This window comes from Citrobacter sp. NCU1 (genome assembly GCF_010231475.1).
In the GTDB taxonomy this organism is placed as follows: domain Bacteria; phylum Pseudomonadota; class Gammaproteobacteria; order Enterobacterales; family Enterobacteriaceae; genus Citrobacter_D.
In genome coordinates, this window is the sequence record NZ_NRDO01000010.1 from 1 (window position 1) to 19,363 (window position 19,363).

The following is a 19,363-nucleotide window of genomic DNA, read 5'->3' on the forward strand; positions in this document are numbered from 1 at the left end:
TTACGGGCCGTAAGTAACGAAGTTGGATGCAAATGTCAGATCGTATGCGCCTGTTAGGGCGCGGCTGGTAACAGAGCCTTACAGGCGCATTTGAAAAACCTCCGGCTATGCCGGAGGATATTTATTTGGCTACACGCTGTCGGGCCGTAGGCCTGATAAGCGTAGCGCCATCAGGCAAATACTGCAGTGCCGGATGACGGCAAAAAGCCTTATCCGGCCTACAGCCAACGCCGCCATTACGTGAAATATGACGAGGATTAGACTTCTTCCATACGCCCCAGCAGCGCCTGCAGACGATCCTGCCAGCCGCTCTGCTGTTCTTTCAGACTGTGGTTCTCGCGCTCCAGTTCTTCACGCTGGTGCTGTGCAGACTGAACATCCTGCACCAGACTGTTGTTCTTTTCTTTCAGCTCTTCAATTTCCATCTGTAGCAGCGTGATGGTATCAATCGCCTGCTGTACTTTCGCTTCCAGTTTCTCAAACACTTCTAATGACATGGTCATACCTCTCCTGAATTGCAAGGCGACGCTTTAATGTAAACGCGCACAACATATAGTGCCGATTGTATGAAGCCCCGTCGCCGCTGTCCAGCGGCATACCGCGCAGATCGCGGTTTGCAACACTTTTCATCTTTGTCCTGGTGACATCAGTTCAATATCGCTAAAGTGTTAACATATTGGTTAATGAAATGATTCAGCTCACACTATTACTTTGCCTCAAAATGCGCTTCATGGCGCGATAACGCTCATTTTGTTGACGCAGCACACACATTTCAATTTCGATATTTCTCGCTTTTGCTCGTTAACGCTAAATTAACAGCATGCCTACAGGGCATCGCGGATGTCAGTGACCTCCTCGCAGACAATACACATTAAACTCTCTTCAGGATCCAATCATGAGTCAAACATCAACCTTAAAAGGCCAGTGCATTGCTGAATTCCTCGGTACCGGGTTGTTGATTTTCTTCGGTGTGGGTTGTGTCGCTGCACTCAAAGTGGCTGGGGCTACTTTTGGTCAGTGGGAAATCAGTGTCATCTGGGGTCTCGGGGTAGCGATGGCTATCTACCTGACGGCAGGTGTTTCTGGCGCTCATCTGAATCCAGCAGTCACCATCGCACTGTGGCTGTTCGCGTGTTTTGATAAGCGCAAAGTTGTGCCTTTTATCATTTCTCAATTTGCCGGCGCTTTTTGCGCTGCGGCGTTAGTTTACGGGCTTTACTACAATCTTTTTGCCGACTTTGAACAAACGAATCATATCGTGCGTGGCAGCGCCGAAAGTCTCAGTCTGGCAGGGACCTTCTCTACTTATCCAAACCCACATATCAATTTTGTGCAGGCCTTCGCGGTTGAAATGGTGATTACCGCTATTCTGATGGGGGTCATTCTGGCACTGACTGATGACGGTAACGGTGTGCCTCGCGGGCCGCTGGCGCCACTGCTCATCGGCTTACTGATCGCCGTTATCGGCGCATCAATGGGTCCATTGACGGGATTCGCGATGAACCCGGCACGTGATATCGGCCCGAAAGCTTTCGCCTGGCTCGCTGGCTGGGGCAATATTGCCTTTACTGGTGGCAAAGACATCCCTTACTTTCTGGTGCCGTTGTTCGGCCCTGTTGCGGGCGCCATTTTGGGTGCGTTCGCCTACCGCAAGCTGATTGGCCGCCATTTACCTTGCGATACCTGTGTCGTGGAAGAGAAAGACGCCACGACGACTTCACAACAAAAAGCTTCGCTGTAATGTGACTACGGGAAAAAATGATGACTGAGAAAAAATATATTGTTGCGCTCGATCAGGGCACTACCAGTTCTCGCGCGGTCGTAATGGACCACGATGCAAATATCGTCAGTGTTTCGCAACGCGAATTTGAGCAAATCTATCCGAAAGCAGGCTGGGTAGAACATGACCCAATGGAAATTTGGGCCACCCAAAGCTCTACGCTGGTAGAAGTGCTGGCGAAAGCAGACATCAATTCCGATCAGATTGCAGCCATCGGTATTACTAACCAGCGTGAAACCACTATCGTCTGGGAACGTGAAACCGGTAAGCCAATCTACAACGCCATTGTCTGGCAATGTCGTCGTACCGCCGACATTTGCGAGCGCCTGAAGCGCGATGGCATGGAAGAGTATGTTCGCAACAATACCGGTCTGGTGATTGACCCGTACTTCTCTGGCACCAAAGTGAAGTGGATCCTCGATCACGTAGAAGGTTCACGTGAGCGCGCCCGTCGCGGCGAACTGCTGTTTGGTACCGTGGATACCTGGCTCATTTGGAAAATGACTCAGGGACGCGTTCACGTCACGGATTACACTAACGCCTCCCGTACCATGCTGTTCAACATTCATACTCTGGACTGGGATGACAAAATGCTGGACGCGCTGGATATCCCGCGTGCCATGCTGCCGGAAGTTCGTCGTTCTTCTGAAGTGTACGGTCAGACCAACATTGGCGGTAAGGGCGGCACGCGTATCCCAATCTCGGGTATTGCCGGTGACCAGCAGGCCGCGCTGTTCGGCCAACTGTGCGTAAAAGAAGGGATGGCGAAAAACACCTACGGTACCGGCTGCTTTATGCTGATGAATACCGGAGAGAAAGCCGTTAAGTCCGAAAACGGTCTGCTGACGACCATTGCCTGTGGTCCGACAGGCGAAGTGAACTATGCGCTGGAAGGCGCCGTGTTCATGGCCGGCGCGTCTATTCAGTGGCTGCGCGACGAGATGAAGCTCATCAGCGACGCATTCGACTCCGAATACTTTGCAACCAAAGTGAAAGATACCAACGGCGTGTATGTCGTACCGGCCTTTACCGGTTTGGGCGCTCCCTACTGGGATCCGTATGCACGTGGCGCTATCTTTGGCCTGACCCGCGGTGTGAACTCTAACCACATCATCCGTGCTACCCTGGAATCCATTGCCTATCAGACGCGTGACGTGCTGGAAGCGATGCAGGCTGACTCTGGTATTCGTTTGCATGCCCTGCGCGTGGACGGCGGCGCTGTTGCCAACAACTTCCTGATGCAGTTCCAGTCAGACATTCTCGGCACTCGCGTTGAGCGCCCGGAAGTGCGCGAAGTCACCGCGCTGGGTGCAGCGTATCTGGCGGGCCTGGCGGTAGGTTTCTGGCAGAATCTGGATGAGTTACAGGAAAAAGCGGTCATTGAACGTGAATTCCGCCCTGGTATTGAAACCACCGAGCGTAATTACCGTTACAGCGGCTGGAAGAAAGCGGTCAAACGCGCCCTGGCGTGGGAAGATCACGAAGAGTAATGTTGCCGTGCCGGATGGTGGCTTCGCCATCCGGCCTACAGGTGCGTATACAATGTAGGCCGGATAAAACACGTTAGCATCGCCATCCGACAAAACCTTTGCGTGGAGGCAACTCTGCACACGCACATACATCAATAATCCCCTCCCTTCCCCTGTGCTACACTTCGCGCAATTTCTTTCTGCTACGAGTTTGCTATGAGACGAGAACTTGCCATCGAATTTTCCCGCGTGACCGAAGCGGCTGCGCTGGCTGGCTACAAATGGTTAGGGCGCGGTGATAAAAATACTGCTGATGGCGCAGCCGTTAACGCCATGCGCATTATGCTCAATCAGGTCAACATTGACGGGACGATTGTCATCGGCGAAGGCGAGATTGATGAAGCGCCGATGCTGTTTATCGGCGAGAAGGTCGGTACCGGACACGGCGACGCGGTAGACATTGCTGTCGATCCGATCGAAGGCACCCGCATGACGGCGATGGGTCAGGCGAATGCGCTGGCGGTTTTGGCCGTTGGTGATAAGGGCTGCTTCCTGAACGCGCCGGATATGTACATGGAAAAGCTGATCGTGGGCCCTGGTGCAAAAGGGTCTATCGACCTCAACCTGCCGCTGGCGGAAAACCTGAATAACGTGGCAAAGGCGCTCAACAAATCGCTGAGTGACCTGACCGTCACCATTCTGGCAAAACCGCGCCATGATGACGTGATCGCAGAGATGCAGGCGCTGGGCGTGCGCGTATTTGCGATTCCTGACGGTGACGTTGCCGCCTCTATTCTGACCTGTATGCCAGACAGCGAAGTCGACGTGCTGTACGGGATTGGCGGTGCGCCGGAAGGTGTCGTGTCCGCCGCAGTGATCCGCGCGCTGGATGGCGATATGCAGGGCCGTCTGCTTGCGCGTCATGACGTCAAAGGCGACAGCGAAGAAAATCGTCGCATTGGCGAGCAGGAACTGGCGCGCTGCGAGGCGATGGGCATTGAAGCGGGTAAAGCGCTGCGTCTGGACGAAATGGCGCGCAGCGACAACGTTATCTTCTCTGCAACCGGGATCACCAAAGGTGATCTGCTGGAGGGGATCAGCCGTAAAGGTAACATCGCGACCACCGAAACACTGCTGATCCGCGGTAAATCACGCACCATTCGCCGCATCCAGTCCATTCATTACCTCGATCGCAAAGACCCGGACGTACAGGCGCATATCCTTTAAAATTTTACACAAAATCATTCACGTTGCATCGCGGCGGCACGCGGGCAAAACCCAGGAACATAGAGAGCTCTATGACTGGATTACGCGAGTGCTGCCAACAAAGAGTCGGCGTGAAGGATGGCGTGTAATTTGATCAATAGAGCCTTCCAGCCCATATGGGCTGGAAATCTTTCGCTCAACGAACGAAGATAGGGCTATGGGATCAGAACAGGAGAAGACCATGGCAGAGTGGGTAACAGGCAACGTGACTAAAGTGCAGTACTGGACTGAGACCTTGTTGAGTCTGACCATTCACGCCCCGGTTCATCCCTTCACCGCAGGTCAATTTACCAAGCTCGGTCTGGAGATTGACGGCGAGCGCGTCCAGCGCGCCTATTCTTATGTCAACGCACCCGGGAATCCCGATCTGGAGTTTTACCTGGTCATCGTTCCCGACGGTAAACTGAGTCCACGACTGGCTGCGCTGAAACCCGGTGATGAAGTTCAGGTCGTCAGTGAAGCCGCCGGTTTTTTTGTGCTGGATGAGGTGCCCGATTGCGACACGCTGTGGATGCTGGCAACGGGGACGGCAATTGGCCCTTACCTGTCAATTCTGCAACAGGGCAAAGACGTCGATCGTTTTAAAAATCTGGTGCTGGTACATGCCGCGCGTTACGCCGCCGACCTAAGCTATCTGCCGCTCATGCTGGAGCTGCAAGCCCGCTACGAAGGTAAATTACGCATTCAAACGGTGGTGAGTCGGGAAACGATCGCGGGTTCGTTAACCGGGCGTATACCGGCGCTAATTGAAAGCGGTGAGCTGGAAAAAGCGGTTGGCCTGCCGATCGATAAAGAAACCAGCCACGTCATGCTGTGCGGCAACCCACAGATGGTTCGCGACACACAGCAATTGCTGAAAGAGACCCGGCAAATGACCAAACACCTGCGCCGCCGACCGGGCCACATGACTGCCGAACACTACTGGTAACGTTTTACCGGATGGCCTGACTCCCTTTATGCCGCCATTCGGTTGACGCTTTTCTGTAGACCGGATAAGACGCCTTTGCGTCGCCATCCGGCATTAGATTCATGCTTTGTACTTCACGTCCTGCGTGTCTTTACCAAATTTATTCTCGCCCTGGGTGCCGACGAATGCGCCCAGGTCAATCAGCATCATGACCAGGATCACGGTTGGCACAAAACGTCCAACAACCCACTGCCACATCCCCGGTAGCATCACCCAATTACCAGCCAATAACATCCACGCCAGAATCATCAGTAATGCCCACAGACCTGAACGCCCTCTGTCATGCAGGCGTTTTACCATTACCGCCGCCGTCGGCCAGAGCATACATACCAGAGCAAACGCCGCCGTTTTAATCTCAAGCCATTCTTTACTGGCCAGAGTGAACAGAATCAGCATACCGACAAACCAAAGGCCGACCCAAATCCAGAAGTCACGGCGCCCGATTCGCCCTTTAAATGAGAATAACCACTGCTGTATGGTCATGTAAGTTCCTTTATTATTGCCCTGCCCCACAGTTTACCCTTTTGACAAGCCAGACAGTTATCGTTTTAATCGTGAGCAGCCATAACGAAAGGTAAGATTGATGAAGCCAGGATGTACGCTGTTTTTACTATTGTTTTCTGTGATTTCCGTAAGCACAACGGTGCAGGCAGAAGAGCCTTCGACGACGACGGCGCCGTATCTGCTGGCAGGCGCCCCAACGTTCGATCTCTCGATCAGCCAGTTTCGCGAAAACTTTAACAGCCAAAACCCTAAGCTCTCACTGAACGAGTTTCGCGCTATCGACAGCAGTCGGGACAAAGACAATCTGACGCGCGCCGCCAGCAAGATCAACGAAAACCTGTACGCGTCAACGGCGCTGGAGCGCGGCACGTTAAAAATCAAAAGCATGCAGATAACCTGGCTCCCCATTCAAGGGCCTGAGCAAAAAACGGCAAGAACGAAAGCGCTGGAGTATATGGCGGCCGTTATTCGTAGCGTCGCGCCATTACTGACGAAGGAACAAAGCCAGAAAAAACTGCAACGGTTGCTTATTGCAGGCAAGAATAAGCACTACTACGCTGAAACCGAAGGCGCAATTCGCTATGTTGTCGCAGATAACGGCGAAAAGGGGCTGACCTTCGCAGTTGAACCGATTAAGCTGGCACTATCTGAAGGCCTGGAAGGGGCGAATAAATGACAAAAAGCAAAGCCTTTCCAGCGACGAATCTCTATACTGTTTCACAGACCATGCTGCCCTGAAGGGCGGCCATATTCCTTAATTCGCTGATAAAGCGTGGAGAATTGAAATGCGACATCCTTTAGTGATGGGTAACTGGAAACTGAACGGCAGCCGCCATATGGTAAACGAGCTGGTTGCTAACCTGCGTAAAGAGCTGGCTGGCGTTGCTGGCTGTGGCGTTGCTATCGCTCCGCCGGAAATGTATATCGACCTCGCAAAACACGCTGCGGCCGGTAGCCACATCATCCTGGGCGCGCAGAACGTTGACCTGAACCTGTCTGGCGCGTTCACGGGTGAAACCTCAGCTGAAATGCTGAAAGATATCGGTGCTCAGTACATCATCATCGGTCACTCAGAGCGTCGTACTTATCACAAAGAATCTGATGAACTGATCGCTAAGAAATTCGCGGTTCTGAAAGAGCAAGGCCTGACCCCGGTTCTGTGCATCGGTGAAACCGAAGCAGAAAACGAAGCGGGCAAAACGGAAGAAGTGTGCGCACGTCAGATCGACGCAGTGCTGAAAACGCAGGGCGCAGCCGCTTTCGAAGGCGTGGTTATCGCTTACGAACCTGTATGGGCGATCGGTACTGGCAAGTCTGCCACTCCGGCTCAGGCTCAGGCTGTTCACAAATTCATCCGTGACCACATTGCTAAAGCTGACGCGGCAATCGCACAACAGGTCATCATTCAGTACGGCGGTTCTGTAAATGCGTCCAACGCAGCAGAACTGTTTGCTCAGCCGGACATCGACGGCGCGCTGGTTGGCGGCGCTTCACTGAAAGCTGACGCTTTCGCCGTGATCGTCAAAGCAGCAGAAGCGGCTAAACAGGCGTAATTGCTGTTGTGGCGGTAGATAACTCATCTACCGCCACATTTTTATTTACCAGTATCCCAGCCAGCGCCACCAGACAGCACCGACGATCCCCCAGACAGTCAGGTTTACCACGCTCATCACCAATCCCGTTTTCCACCATTCCGCAAGTGTGACGTATCCGGAGCCAAATATGATAGGCGCGGTGCCCGTACCATAATGCGTTAACGACATCATCAGCGATGAGGAAAAAGCGAGCATTAAGCCAAGCAATGCAGGCGGCGCGCCCAGTGCTAATCCTGCGGCGAAGAATGCCGCAAACATCGCCGTAATATGCGCGGTCGTACTGGCAAAAAAGTAGTGAGCGTAAACATAGAGCAGCACCAGTAACAGTGTGGCGACACCCCAGTGCAGGCCGAGATGATCGATAGTATTCCCCACACTCACGGCTAACCAACTCACCAGCCCCAGCTTGCTGAGGAATTCAGCCATCATGACCAGTGCCGCAAACCACACGACGGTATCCCAGGCGCCACGACATTTAAGAATGTCATCCCAGCTCAATACCCCAGAGATCAGCAAAATTGAGAGCCCAATTAAGGCGGCGCTGGTCGGGTTTACTGTCCAGCCGCTCCCCATAATGAGCGCCGGGAGCCCCGCCCACAAACACAGCAGCAGAGCAAAAACGGCGAGCGTAATTTTCTCGGCAAGTGACAAAGGCCCAAGAGCGTCAAGCTTTTGTCGCGCGAACTGCGGAGCATCAGGTGTGCGTGTAATGGCAGGGGGATAAAGCCACCAGATGACGAGTGGCATCAGCACCAGTGACACCACCGCAGGGAGCAGCGCGGCTATCGCCCACATCCCCCAGCTCATGTTCAATACCCCATCGGTGCCTTTAGTTAAAAAGGTAACAATCAGTGGGTTAGGTGCAGTTGCAGTAATAAACATCGCCGAACTGATGGGGTTAATGTTGTAGTTCACCAGCGCCAGATAACGGCCTGTCGACCCATTTTCACTGTTCCCCGGTTGTGACCCCAGGCTTTCTGCTATGGCGCGCATGACCGGATGGATGATACCGCCTCCGCGTGCGGTGTTACTGGGGGTCACTGGCGCAATCAATGTTTCAGCCAGCGTCAATGCCCAGGCGATACCCAGCGTACGTTTACCAAACAACGCGATAAACCCATAGCCAATCCGCGCCCCCAGCCCCGTTTTCAACAAACTTTGCGAGAGCATAATCGACAAACCAATCAGCCAGATCAGTTGGTTAGAAAAGCCGCTCAGCGCATCATTTAGCGCCGCTGCGGGTTTACCTGGATTGGTAACGCCTGTCATTGCCACCAGCATAATCGCAATGATGGCGATAGCGCCAATAGGCAGGGCTTTACCAATAATAGCCGCGATGGTACCAATAAATAACGCCAGTAAATGCCAGGCTTCAGGAGTCACACCGGAAGGGTTGGGGACAACAAACCACAACATCAGGGTAATGAAAACCGAAAGAAATGCAGGCCAGAGACGAATAGGGGTTAACCTGTCCATGAGTTAATCCTTGAATTTCTTCTGAACGAGTGTGTTCCCGGCTATTAACTGTTACTTTTGCTGATAAAACAATCAACTAAATCACAAAATGGAAGCATTGAATGATTGAATTATTCAGGATTCATGACGCCAGACAGCTACAATTTTCCCAGTACGCTGAACCATAAATAATCCAGCGGCAGCAACACCATCCAGGTGACCAGCGCCAGCGCCAGACACAGCATCATACCGGCTCTGGCCGGGACTTTCCCTAACGCCATCGCCACGACAATGGGCGATGCCTGATACGGCAACAGCGGCGTGGAATAGCCAGTCACCTGAATCATAATGACCGAAAGCAGCGGGAACCCTGTCGCATCGGAAAAACTCTCTGCCAGCGTGGTATACAACGCCGGAACGCCATTGGCAGTCATGATAAAGTTGAGGACGGTGGTGATCCCGGTCAGCGCGACGAAGTTGGTGAAGGGATTTTCTGTGTTCAGCGGCATAATCTGCAACAACGCCTCTCCGACCGCGCTACCAATCCCGGTATGCGTCACAGTAATGGCCAGACCCAAAATTCCAGCCACATAAATGCACGTGCGAATATTCACGCCGCTGGAAAATTCCTCGCCATTGATAAAGCCCACGCGCGGCAGCAAGGTAATCACTGCCGCCGCCAGACCGGTCCACGCAGGGCCAATGCCATGCCAGGCCTCACTGACCCACATCACCAGTACCACCGCCAGCATCCAGGATAACCGCTTTTCATCGCGACTCATGGGCGCGGGAGATGAGGTCTCGTCCGGCGCATGAGGTTTACCAGGAAACAACCAGCAAATAAGGAGGACAAGCGCCGCCCCTTTGAGCCAGCCGAGGACGGGGGTATGCAGCAATAAATACGGCAAATAGTTCAAATGGATACCATACGAACCTTCCGTCGCGCCGCTCATGACAAGGTTAGGCACATTAGCAGGGAGGATTGTGGCAGAAAGCTGGAAGGTGCCGAAACCCACCGCCAACGCCAGGCCATACCAGGCGCGCGAATTTTCAGCAATCCCGGCGCGTTTTGCCATCGCCGCAACAATCGGCATCAACAATGCGATGCGCCCCATGTTGGAAGGCATGACAAACGCCAGTGCATAACTGAGTAACACCACACTCGCCACCATCAACGACCAGGAGTCGGTGAGTCTCGCCGACAATGCCCTTGCCGCCCGATCCGCCAGCCCCGTTTTACGGATCGCAACGCCCAGCACGAATCCGCTAAATACCAGCCAGAATGCCGAAGAGGCAAAGCCGCCGAAGATAACGTCTGGCGGCGCAATCTTTGCCACCATCGCGACGGTAAAAAACAACAACGCCGTAATAAATTCCGGCAGCAGGGAGGTCGCCCAGAGCAGAATAGTGAGACCGACAAGCAGCGAAGGGATAAACAGTGGGTGCGAAAACCAGAGCGACATGCCTGTCTCCTGTTGTTTTTTTCAACAAGAATACGGGGACAGGCAGATAGAGTAAACGCCAGATATGGTGGGTTACTTCAGAATATCACATTGATGATCCTGAATTTCCTCGGCAGACGCCAGGTTGAACGCCAACAGATTACGCTGTGTGGCCAGTAATACAAAGGTGCCATCGCTCTGGCGCACCATTGCCAGCGCGTAGCTCCCCATATGGTAGCGCGCCTCTGGCACCTCTTCCGCCAGCATCATAAAGGGGCTGCGTTGTGCCAGTTCGTTCTCGGTGACCCGGCGAGCCAGATACTCGTGTCCGCGTAATCCGCCCGCGAGCGGCAACCAGCGAGTGCCGATGTTGGCCATATTGTCATCAAGTTGCGCTCTAACGTCCTTGCGCAAGCAGGAGATATGGATGTGGAAATGGTTTTGCGTCCGCCCGGTACGCGAGTTGATCGCCAATGAAACGGCGCTGTCCGGAACCTCCTGTCCGTACTTTTGGCTCATAAAGCTACGCGCCTGCCAGGCCAGCCAGAAGAAGTTGGGGGTGAACGGTTGCGTCAATAAGGGGCTTTCCGTGCCGTTAATGCGGTAAGTCGGCATCAACAGATATTGCAGAGGACCATTTCTGTCTTTAAACACTACATAACCGGCCTCCGGCTTCACTTCTGTACATGGCGCCGGATTTTGCTGCTGGCGTTGATTTGGTACGCACTCCTCCAGGACCTTCTCCCGTAGCGCATCCGGATTTCCTGCAAATTTCCAGTAGCCGATACCCGCTGCGGCGGCAATGACGACAATCGCCAGTGAAAGATAACCTGTTTTTTTCATTGTGCGTTTCCTGTATCTCATTGAAGCGCAAGAGTAACGCAAAATGATGACAAATAAAAAAGGCCCGATAGCGTCGCGCCACCGGGCCTGAAAATCACAGAAATGCTTAGCGTTTGCTAATCTGGTCGAACGTGCCACCGTTTGCGAAGTGTTCTTTTTGCGCTTTTGTCCAACCACCAAATTCCTCATCAATAGTGAAGAGTTTCAGTTTCGGAAAGGCACTTTCATATTTCTTCGCAACATCAGGATCGCGTGGTCGATAGTAGTTTTTCGCTGCGATCTCCTGGCCTTCCGGCGAATAGAGGTATTTCAGATAGGCTTGCGCCACCTCAGTAGTCCCTTTTTTCTCAGCCACTTTATCGACGACCGAAACGGTCGGTTCCGCCAGAATTGACTCGCTCGGGGTCACAATCTCAAATTTGTCTTTACCGAGTTCATGGGTTGCCAGCAGCGCTTCATTCTCCCAGGCAATCAGGACATCGCCAATCCCACGTTCTACAAAGGTGTTGGTTGAACCACGGGCGCCGGAATCGAGAACTTCCACATTCTTAAACAGCGCCTTCACGAACTCCTGAGCTTTCGCCTGATCATTGTTGTTGTGGTGCAGGGCGTACCCCCACGCAGCCAGATAATTCCAGCGCGCGCCGCCTGAGCTTTTCGGGTTCGGCGTAATGACAGATACGCCAGGTTTTACCAGATCGTTCCAGTCATGAATTTGTTTCGGATTGCCTTTACGCACAAGGAAGACGATGGTGGAAGTGTAAGGCGCAGAGTTGTCCGGCAGACGTTTGATCCAATTTTTATCAATACGGCCACGTTCCGCAATGGCGTCGACATCGTAGGCCAGCGCCAGGGTCACCACATCCGCCTCAATGCCGTTAATCACGGAGGTCGCTTGCTTGCCGGAACCACCATGGGACTGGCGGGTCACCACATTATCACCCGTTTGCTGTTTCCAGTGCGCGCTAAACGCTTTGTTGTACTGCTCGTACAACTCACGCGTTGGATCATACGAAACATTAAGTAATTGAATATCACGCGCCAGAACGCTGGTGGATGCCAGCAACAATGTTAACCCCACGCCCCATTTATTCATCGCCCAACTCTCTTATGCTGTGTTGTGATGAGCAGAGCGTGCCAGAAAGAAGTCCAAACTTTAAAGAATAAAAAAAGATTTGCTATAACTACGGGAAATATAAATGAACGTAAAAAAGGCGGAGCTCACTCCGCCTTTCTGCCTGATGACGCTACGCTTATCAGGCCTACATGCTGCATTTGTAGGCCGGATAAGGCGCAAGCCGCCATCCGGCAATTGCGATCAATACAGTTTTTTCGCGCAGTCCAGCCAGTCACCTTTGAATGGGCGCTTCATGTTTTCGATAGCGTCGATGATGTCGTGGTGAACCAGTTGTTCGTTCTGGATACCAACGCAACGACCGCCGAAACCTTCCTGCAATAATTCAATGGCATACGCCCCCATGCGGGATGCCAGAATACGGTCGTAAGGCACCGGAGAACCGCCACGCTGAATGTGTCCCAGCACGGTTGCACGGGTTTCACGTTTGGTCTCTTTCTCGATGAAATGTGCCAGCTCGTCAACGTCGCACATGTGTTCAGTGATAGCGACGATGGCGTGTTTTTTACCTTTCGCAATACCGGCTTTGATTTCAGCCACCAGATCTTCGCGGCTAAATTCCACTTCCGGCACCACCACAAACTCACAGCCACCAGCAATCGCTGCCGCCAGGGTCAGATCGCCACAGTAGCGTCCCATCACTTCAACGATAGAGATACGTTGGTGGGAGGAAGAGGTATCACGCAGACGGTCAATCGCTTCAACCACCGTCCCCAGCGCGGTAAAGTAACCAATGGTGTAATCGGTACCTTTAATGTCGTTGTCGATAGTGCCTGGCAGACCAATGCAGGGGAAGCCCATTTCAGTCAGACGTTTTGCACCCATGTAAGAACCATCACCGCCAATCACTACCAGCGCGTCAATGCCCCTTTTCTTCAGGTTTTCGATAGCCACGGCACGAACATTTTCATCGCGAAATTCCGGGAAACGCGCGGAACCGAGGAATGTGCCGCCACGGTTGATCATGTCGGACACGCTGTAACGGTCAAGCTGAACCATACGGTCTTCATACAGACCCAGGTAGCCGTCATAAATACCCATTACTTCCAGCCCTTCCGTCAACGCTGCGCGCACAACGCCACGGATTGCTGCGTTCATGCCCGGCGCATCACCGCCGCTTGTCAACACACCGATTTTCTTAATCATGACTACCTCTGAACTTTGGAATGCAAAATGAAATCTGTTGCCGGAAGCCGAATCTGCATATCGACACGATCCAACGCATATGCAGATAGTATAGCAATCGCTTCCTGCTGAATTGATTCAGGTCAGCCAAAAAGGCGGTAATTTACACACAAAATGCTGGCCTGGTTCACTTTTTTTACAACGAATTACGAAAGCTCAAACCTTTTGCCTTCCCTGGGCACGACGGAACATGGGTCCTGATGGATAATGACATCAGAGCCCGGAAAACGCCGCAAAATCGCCTGTTCTACCTGTTCAGCCACCCAATGCGCCTGAACGAGAGGCAGATGATCTTCCATTTCCAAATGAATCTGAATAAAGCGAGTCGGCCCTGACTGCCGTGTGCGAAGATCGTGAGCGCCGCTGACCCCCGGCCATGTTGTCACGATTCCAATAATTTCCTGACGTTCTTCGTCGGGTAATGCGCGATCCAACAATGATTGCACCGCTTCATATCCCATGCGTAACGCGCTATATAGAATATAGATGCCGATTCCCAACGCAAACAAGGCGTCTGCACGATGCCAACCATACCAGGCAAGTCCAAGCGCCACAAGAATCGCTCCGTTCATCATAACATCAGACTGATAATGAAGCATATCTGCCCGCACTGCCTGACTTTGCGTCTTGCGAACGACCCAGCGCTGAAACGTGACCAAAATCAGCGTACAGACCAGTGCAATAATCGTCACCACGACGCCAACGCCCGGATCTTTCATCGGCGTGGGTTGGATGAGGTGTTGAATACCGGTCAAAAATAAAAACAGCGCAGAACCCGAAATAAACATACTTTGCGCCAGCGCCGCCAGCGATTCTGCCTTGCCGTGACCAAAAGTATGTTCATCGTCTGCGGGTTGCAGCGAATAGCGCACGACCAGAAGATTCGTTAACGACGCGGCGATATCCACCAGCGAGTCCACCAGCGCCGCCAGAATGCTCACCGATCCGGTGTACCACCACGCAAGAATCTTGATTAAAAGTAATAACGACGCCATCACTGTCGCAGCGATTGCCGCCCGGCTTACCAGCCGTCCATAGGTTTGATTCATAAGCACTCCTGCCAGGACATGCCGGTAGTATAACGGATGGCGTAAAACAGTCAGACAATAACCGGATGACAAATTGAGGACAAAAAAAACCCCCACATCATGTGGGGGAAGACAGGGATGGTGAAGAAATCCAACCAGCAACACAATGGAATAAAAGGATTTATTCTAAACTTCGTCTACATTTTGACTACACTTCGACAAAAAACCAGCCAGGCGCACCGCGCTTGGCTGTTTCGTTTTTGAGCACCATCGACAATAATACCCGCCTTAATACGGAGGGTTCTCAATGGAAAAAGTCATCACGATTATTGCAGCGGTTGCCGGTCTGGCCTTTTGGATAGGTTTGATCAGCCCAAAACTGGTACTTATGCCAAACAGGAAACGTTCATCTGCCGTTTACCTTGGGGTTTGCTTAGCGGCTGGAATTATTGGATCAATTTTATATCCCACCCAAAAGCCTGCCGCTGTCGCGCAAGAGAAGAGAGCGGAACCAGAGAAGGCTTATAAATTCGCAACCCAAACACTGAAAGACTGGAGATTAAGCACGCAGACAAAACGTCATGAATGGATAGACAACTACGCAGAATTTGCAGGCTTAACAAAATCAGCAGCAGACGGATTTTACAGCTGTATAAGTGAGTATTCTTACACTAAATCCGAAGGCTTACAGTTAGGTATGGTTCTTAGCTGGTGCAAAACCGACTACGACAACGATCCCGGCTCGCTCTCAAACCGCATCAACTTCGACACTTTCGAAGATCAATTCAGTCATTGGAATGGCACCTATAAACCTTTAGAAGCCCGTATCAAAGAAACTATGCATGACGATTCTTCGTATAAACATGTTGAAACGACTTATCGTCTTTTCCTGAAAGATACCCCTCACGCCATCGTCAGCACTACATTTCGGGGTAGCAACGTATACGGCGCGACAGTCAAGCAAACCATCTCGGCCGATGTTGATATAAAAACAGGACAAATAATTAAAATCGTTGAGTAAATAAAAACCCGCCATGAAAGGCGGGTTCTTTTTTTACAGTGCCAGCGATAACTGATCGTCGCCGTGGTGACTTCGTGGGAAAGCCTCTTGTGGCACCAGAGCGCCGGGGGCGGGTTGAGTCTGGTTTAGTGATCCGTCTATTTCCGTCATGCTGGTGAAACAGTACCCGCACAACATATTTTGACACTGGTGATAGCTGCGCCGTACAAGCAAACTCAGCTCAACGCTGGTTCTGGTTTTTGCTACTGCACGGCAGCGAGGACAGCGCATTGCCATACGCGGGCCTCCTTTCAGGACTGGTTAATATCAACGCAAGTATAACGCTTAAGACGTTGAATCGTCACTCTCCGCTGTCCAGTCGTCAATTTTAACTTCCAGTTCCAGCGACGTGGTAAACCCGCCGCCGCCAACATCATGAACGCACCGCGTTATCGTCCAGCTTCCACTATCGATCGTGGACTTAAAGCCGTAAACACTGGCGGGCTGTTCCGGGTACAAATCTGCGCGGCCACGCGCCAGGGTGATGCTGAACGTTGCCGCCCCGCGCTGCAACTCCCGCCACTTAGCCGCGGCTGCACGCTTCGCCGCCTTTTCTGTTTTGAAGGTTTTACGGATAACAAAAACGTTACCGTCAGCCCCGGCCAGATAATCCCCCTCTTTCTTGCTCGATGCGGGTTCTTTCTTTTTGGCCTGGGTGGTTCGGTGCCTGCGGGTGGTTTTCTTCACGGTGGTGGATGGCTTTTTGCCAAAGTTAAGATCAAGCCAGTACGCCGTTACGCCCGTGTACGCATCCCTGTCGGCCACGTTAAACCGGTGCTTATCTCCGCTTGCTCGCACTATCTCGATCACCGGCAGCGGCTTGCCGCTTTGCGTCACGCCCTTGCCTGGCGTGATAAACAGCAGCATACCGTTTTTAATGGTCGCCACCGCGCCCAGCATTTCGGCCATGCGCGTTAAGAAGCTGATATCTGATTCACTCGTCTGATCGGCGTGGTCGATCTCAATCTTCGCCAGCTCTTCGCTGACACCCGCGCGCAAATCGTAGCGGCTGGCAATGCTGGCGACCACATCCCCCACGGTTATATCGTGCCAGCTATATTCCCTTTTCACGTTGAAGGTATCGCGGAAATCTGCGCTTCTGGCGCTGATCGTCAATTGGTCAGGCGGGCCAGCGTGGCCGATTTCGTCAACCGTATACACCCCTTTAAAGACCAGCGGATCATTATCCCAGCCCAGCGCCACCGATATCTTTGCGCCGCGCGACGGTAAGACTACCTGCCCGTCTGCATCATCCAGAGTCAGATCCAGCGTGTCCGCCTCAAAGCCCCGGTTATCGGTTAGCGAAAGGGAGATCAACCGGTTATCCAGCGCCGTAAGTTGCTTACCTTCAATTTCGATACTGAACGCCGGGCGCGGCGAATATCGGTTTTCTGTCGTGTCCATATCAGCCCCTTCATCATCATGGGGTACATCGTCGCCACGCGCGCGCGCATGGACAACGCCCCGTCATTGTTGCAGGTTGCTGACAACCCTTATTCGTCGCATCGCCGCGCCATTGTCGCAATGATATTCACAGTCATTACACTGGCGAGGCCAAATACATGCCAACTAACTACCATCACGGTGTGACCGTCACGGAAAACACCGACCTTAGCACGATGATTATCGACGTTGATTCGGCGGTGATCGGCGTAGTCTGTACCGCCGATGATGCAGACGAAGAGGCGTTCCCGCTGGATACCCCTGTACTGATCACCCGCGTGGCTAACATGCTGGGCAAAGCAGGCAAAACCGGCACTCTCTTTACCACCCTGAAAGCCATTTCAGACCAGACCAGCCCGCAGACTATCGTGATCCGCGTTGCTGATGCGGCCAATATCGAACCGCCAGAAACCGGCACCGCGCCGACACAGGATCAGCTGGTGATCGGTGGCACTGATGCAAACGGGCGCTTTACGGGTATGTATGCGCTGCTGTCTGCCGAAATGCGCGTAGGCGTGCGCCCGCGTGTCCTGGCTGTTCCTGGGCTTGATACGGAAGCGGTAGCCGCACAACTTGGCGTCATTGCCGAAAAGCTGCGCGCCTTTGCATACGTGGCAGCAAACGGCTGCAACACGATCGCCGAAGTGAAGGAGTACCGCGAACAGTTCGCACAGCGTGAAATGATGGTTATCTGGCCTAACTTCATCTGCTACGACACCAACGCCGGGGCCAATGCCACCGTGCCCGTTGGCGCCCATGCGGTTGGGATGCGCGCCAAAATTGACGCAACGCAGGGCTGGCATAAAACCATTTCCAACGTGCCCGTTAATAACGTGCTGGGAATGGATCGGGATATTTACTTCACGTTGCAGGGCACCGATACCGATGCCGACGAACTGAACGCGGCGGGCGTCACCACGCTGATTAAGCAGGACGGCTACCGCATCTGGGGATCGCGCACCTGCGATGAAGAAATTTATATCTTCGAAAGCTACACCCGCACCGCGCAGATCGTTGCCGATACCGTCGCAGAAGCCCACTTCGCCTATGTTGATAAGCCGCTTACGCCGTCGCTGGTTAAGGACATTGTGGACGGTATCAACAAGAAACTTACCGCTTACGTGACGGCTGGCAAGCTGCTTGGCGCCCGCTGCTGGTACGACCCGGCACCGAACACCACGGAAACGCTGCGCAATGGTCAACTGACCATTAACTACGATTACACGCCGGTTCCGCCGCTGGAAAATCTCAGCCTGATCCAGACGTTTACCGATACCTACTTCGCTACGTTTTCCAGCGCAGTGAACAACTAACCGGGGGCGCTTATGGCACTGCCTAAGAAACTTAAATATTTCAATATGTTCTTTGACGGGGATAACTACTTCGGCATGGTGCCGGAAATCACCCCCGCCAAACTCACCAAAAAAACCGAAGACTACCAGGCGGGCGGTATGCCCGGTTCGGTTGCGGTTGATCTGGGCTTCGATGCTGGCGCCCTGGATATGGATATCACGCTTGGCGGTATGGATGCCGGGCTAATGAAGAAATGGGGCGTTACCACTGCTGACGGAATGCAGGTGCGCTTTGCTGGTTCCTATCAGGACGACGCGACCGGCGACGCCATACCGTGCGAAATCCAGACGCGCGGCCGCTTCACTGAACTGGATCCCGGTTCGGCAAAAGTTGGGGATGATACTTCGCATAAGTACACCCTGAAAAATACCTATTACAAGCTGACCATCAATAGCGAAGAGATTATCGAAATTGATGTGCTCAACATGATCTACAAAGTTGCTGGTACGGATGTTCTGGAAAAACACCGCGCTAACATCGGCCTTTAAGGAAACCTGGCACCATGAGCAAGACCAAAGAAAACACCGTCATTCTTACCGCCCCGATTGTTCGCGGTAAGACCAAAATCACCGAAGTGGCGATCACTTCCGTGCTCAAGCAAGCCGGATCACTGCGCGGCTTAAAAGCCTATGACGTGCTGACGTCAAACTATGACGCGCTGGTTATTCTGCTGCCACGTGTCACCGCTCCGGCATTAACCGCCGATGAAATTTCCCGTATGGATACCTGGGATTTCTGCCAGTTAGCCAACGCGGTGGTTGATTTTTTGCAACCCTCTTCGGATCCGATCGCGACGGATACGGGCAACGAATCATCCGATGCCCCTGCGAACGCATAG

At 52.9% G+C, this 19,363-nt stretch carries 20 protein-coding genes; 10 read left to right on the forward strand and 10 right to left on the reverse strand.

Annotation, left to right across the window (positions count from 1 at the left end):
* Positions 1 to 257: 257 nt before the first annotated feature.
* The gene (gene zapB, locus CJP72_RS04400) at positions 258 to 503 is read right to left on the reverse strand and encodes a septal ring assembly protein ZapB (RefSeq protein ID WP_162379680.1); all 246 of its coding nucleotides are present in this window, start codon (positions 501 to 503) and stop codon (positions 258 to 260) included.
* Between the two features lie 392 nt (positions 504 to 895).
* Here zapB and CJP72_RS04405 point away from each other — a divergent pair, with 392 nt between their 5' ends.
* The 4 genes from CJP72_RS04405 (at position 896) to fpr (ending at position 5,443) form a co-directional block, all read left to right on the forward strand.
* Positions 896 to 1,741, forward strand: a complete 846-nt coding sequence (locus tag CJP72_RS04405) for an MIP/aquaporin family protein (RefSeq protein ID WP_162379681.1) — start codon at positions 896 to 898, stop codon at positions 1,739 to 1,741.
* A gap of 20 nt (positions 1,742 to 1,761) precedes the next feature.
* Entirely contained in the window at positions 1,762 to 3,270 is a 1,509-nt protein-coding gene (glpK, locus tag CJP72_RS04410) for a glycerol kinase GlpK (RefSeq protein ID WP_162379722.1), read from the forward strand.
* A gap of 195 nt (positions 3,271 to 3,465) precedes the next feature.
* Entirely contained in the window at positions 3,466 to 4,476 is a 1,011-nt protein-coding gene (gene glpX / locus CJP72_RS04415) for a class II fructose-bisphosphatase (protein ID WP_162379682.1), read from the forward strand.
* A 220-nt stretch (positions 4,477 to 4,696) separates the two neighbouring features.
* A complete protein-coding gene (gene fpr / locus CJP72_RS04420) occupies positions 4,697 to 5,443 on the forward strand; it encodes a ferredoxin--NADP(+) reductase (protein WP_162379683.1) in 747 nt (248 codons plus the stop codon).
* 99 nt (positions 5,444 to 5,542) lie between these two features.
* Here the strand turns inward: fpr and CJP72_RS04425 are convergent, their stop codons facing one another.
* Positions 5,543 to 5,965 carry a DUF805 domain-containing protein gene (locus CJP72_RS04425; protein ID WP_162379684.1) on the reverse strand — a complete coding sequence of 141 codons (423 nt, stop codon included), beginning with the start codon at positions 5,963 to 5,965 and terminating at the stop codon, positions 5,543 to 5,545.
* 100 nt (positions 5,966 to 6,065) lie between these two features.
* On the opposite strand from CJP72_RS04425, the gene CJP72_RS04430 reads away from it, so the two are divergent.
* Together CJP72_RS04430 and tpiA are read left to right on the forward strand one after the other, a co-directional pair.
* Positions 6,066 to 6,662: a YiiQ family protein gene (locus tag CJP72_RS04430; protein ID WP_162379685.1), complete on the forward strand. Its 597-nt coding sequence runs from the start codon at positions 6,066 to 6,068 to the stop codon at positions 6,660 to 6,662.
* A 109-nt stretch (positions 6,663 to 6,771) separates the two neighbouring features.
* Complete coding sequence (gene tpiA / locus CJP72_RS04435; RefSeq protein WP_162379686.1) at positions 6,772 to 7,539, forward strand: triose-phosphate isomerase; 768 nt, start codon at positions 6,772 to 6,774, stop codon at positions 7,537 to 7,539.
* Between the two features lie 45 nt (positions 7,540 to 7,584).
* Here the strand turns inward: tpiA and CJP72_RS04440 are convergent, their stop codons facing one another.
* The 6 genes from CJP72_RS04440 to fieF form a co-directional block, all read right to left on the reverse strand.
* Positions 7,585 to 9,057, reverse strand: coding sequence for a DASS family sodium-coupled anion symporter (locus tag CJP72_RS04440; RefSeq protein WP_162379687.1), 1,473 nt, complete (start codon positions 9,055 to 9,057; stop codon positions 7,585 to 7,587).
* Positions 9,058 to 9,194: 137 nt separating this feature from the next.
* Positions 9,195 to 10,499, reverse strand: a complete 1,305-nt coding sequence (locus CJP72_RS04445) for an SLC13 family permease (RefSeq protein WP_162379688.1) — start codon at positions 10,497 to 10,499, stop codon at positions 9,195 to 9,197.
* A 72-nt stretch (positions 10,500 to 10,571) separates the two neighbouring features.
* The gene (locus CJP72_RS04450) at positions 10,572 to 11,321 is read right to left on the reverse strand and encodes a CDP-diacylglycerol diphosphatase (RefSeq protein ID WP_162379689.1); all 750 of its coding nucleotides are present in this window, start codon (positions 11,319 to 11,321) and stop codon (positions 10,572 to 10,574) included.
* A 106-nt stretch (positions 11,322 to 11,427) separates the two neighbouring features.
* On the reverse strand, positions 11,428 to 12,417 hold the full coding sequence (sbp, locus tag CJP72_RS04455) for a sulfate/thiosulfate ABC transporter substrate-binding protein Sbp (RefSeq protein ID WP_162379690.1): 990 nt from the start codon (positions 12,415 to 12,417) through the stop codon (positions 11,428 to 11,430).
* A 222-nt stretch (positions 12,418 to 12,639) separates the two neighbouring features.
* Complete coding sequence (gene pfkA, locus CJP72_RS04460; protein ID WP_162379691.1) at positions 12,640 to 13,602, reverse strand: 6-phosphofructokinase; 963 nt, start codon at positions 13,600 to 13,602, stop codon at positions 12,640 to 12,642.
* A 185-nt stretch (positions 13,603 to 13,787) separates the two neighbouring features.
* Complete coding sequence (gene fieF / locus CJP72_RS04465) at positions 13,788 to 14,690, reverse strand: CDF family cation-efflux transporter FieF (RefSeq protein ID WP_162379692.1); 903 nt, start codon at positions 14,688 to 14,690, stop codon at positions 13,788 to 13,790.
* 286 nt (positions 14,691 to 14,976) lie between these two features.
* On the opposite strand from fieF, the gene CJP72_RS04470 reads away from it, so the two are divergent.
* Positions 14,977 to 15,690 (forward strand): hypothetical protein, encoded by a 714-nt coding sequence (locus CJP72_RS04470; RefSeq protein ID WP_162379693.1) that lies wholly within the window; start codon positions 14,977 to 14,979, stop codon positions 15,688 to 15,690.
* Positions 15,691 to 15,723: 33 nt separating this feature from the next.
* Here the strand turns inward: CJP72_RS04470 and CJP72_RS04475 are convergent, their stop codons facing one another.
* Both CJP72_RS04475 and CJP72_RS04480 read right to left on the reverse strand, forming a co-directional pair.
* Positions 15,724 to 15,966: an ogr/Delta-like zinc finger family protein gene (locus CJP72_RS04475; RefSeq protein ID WP_162379694.1), complete on the reverse strand. Its 243-nt coding sequence runs from the start codon at positions 15,964 to 15,966 to the stop codon at positions 15,724 to 15,726.
* A 48-nt stretch (positions 15,967 to 16,014) separates the two neighbouring features.
* On the reverse strand, positions 16,015 to 17,133 hold the full coding sequence (locus CJP72_RS04480; RefSeq protein ID WP_162379695.1) for a phage late control D family protein: 1,119 nt from the start codon (positions 17,131 to 17,133) through the stop codon (positions 16,015 to 16,017).
* Positions 17,134 to 17,291: 158 nt separating this feature from the next.
* On the opposite strand from CJP72_RS04480, the gene CJP72_RS04485 reads away from it, so the two are divergent.
* The 3 genes from CJP72_RS04485 to CJP72_RS04495 are packed head-to-tail and all read left to right on the forward strand — an operon-like array spanning position 17,292 to position 19,363.
* On the forward strand, positions 17,292 to 18,485 hold the full coding sequence (locus CJP72_RS04485; protein WP_162379696.1) for a phage tail sheath subtilisin-like domain-containing protein: 1,194 nt from the start codon (positions 17,292 to 17,294) through the stop codon (positions 18,483 to 18,485).
* Between the two features lie 12 nt (positions 18,486 to 18,497).
* Entirely contained in the window at positions 18,498 to 19,013 is a 516-nt protein-coding gene (locus tag CJP72_RS04490) for a phage major tail tube protein (RefSeq protein ID WP_162379697.1), read from the forward strand.
* A 14-nt stretch (positions 19,014 to 19,027) separates the two neighbouring features.
* Positions 19,028 to 19,363, forward strand: coding sequence for a phage tail assembly protein (locus CJP72_RS04495; RefSeq protein ID WP_162379698.1), 336 nt, complete (start codon positions 19,028 to 19,030; stop codon positions 19,361 to 19,363).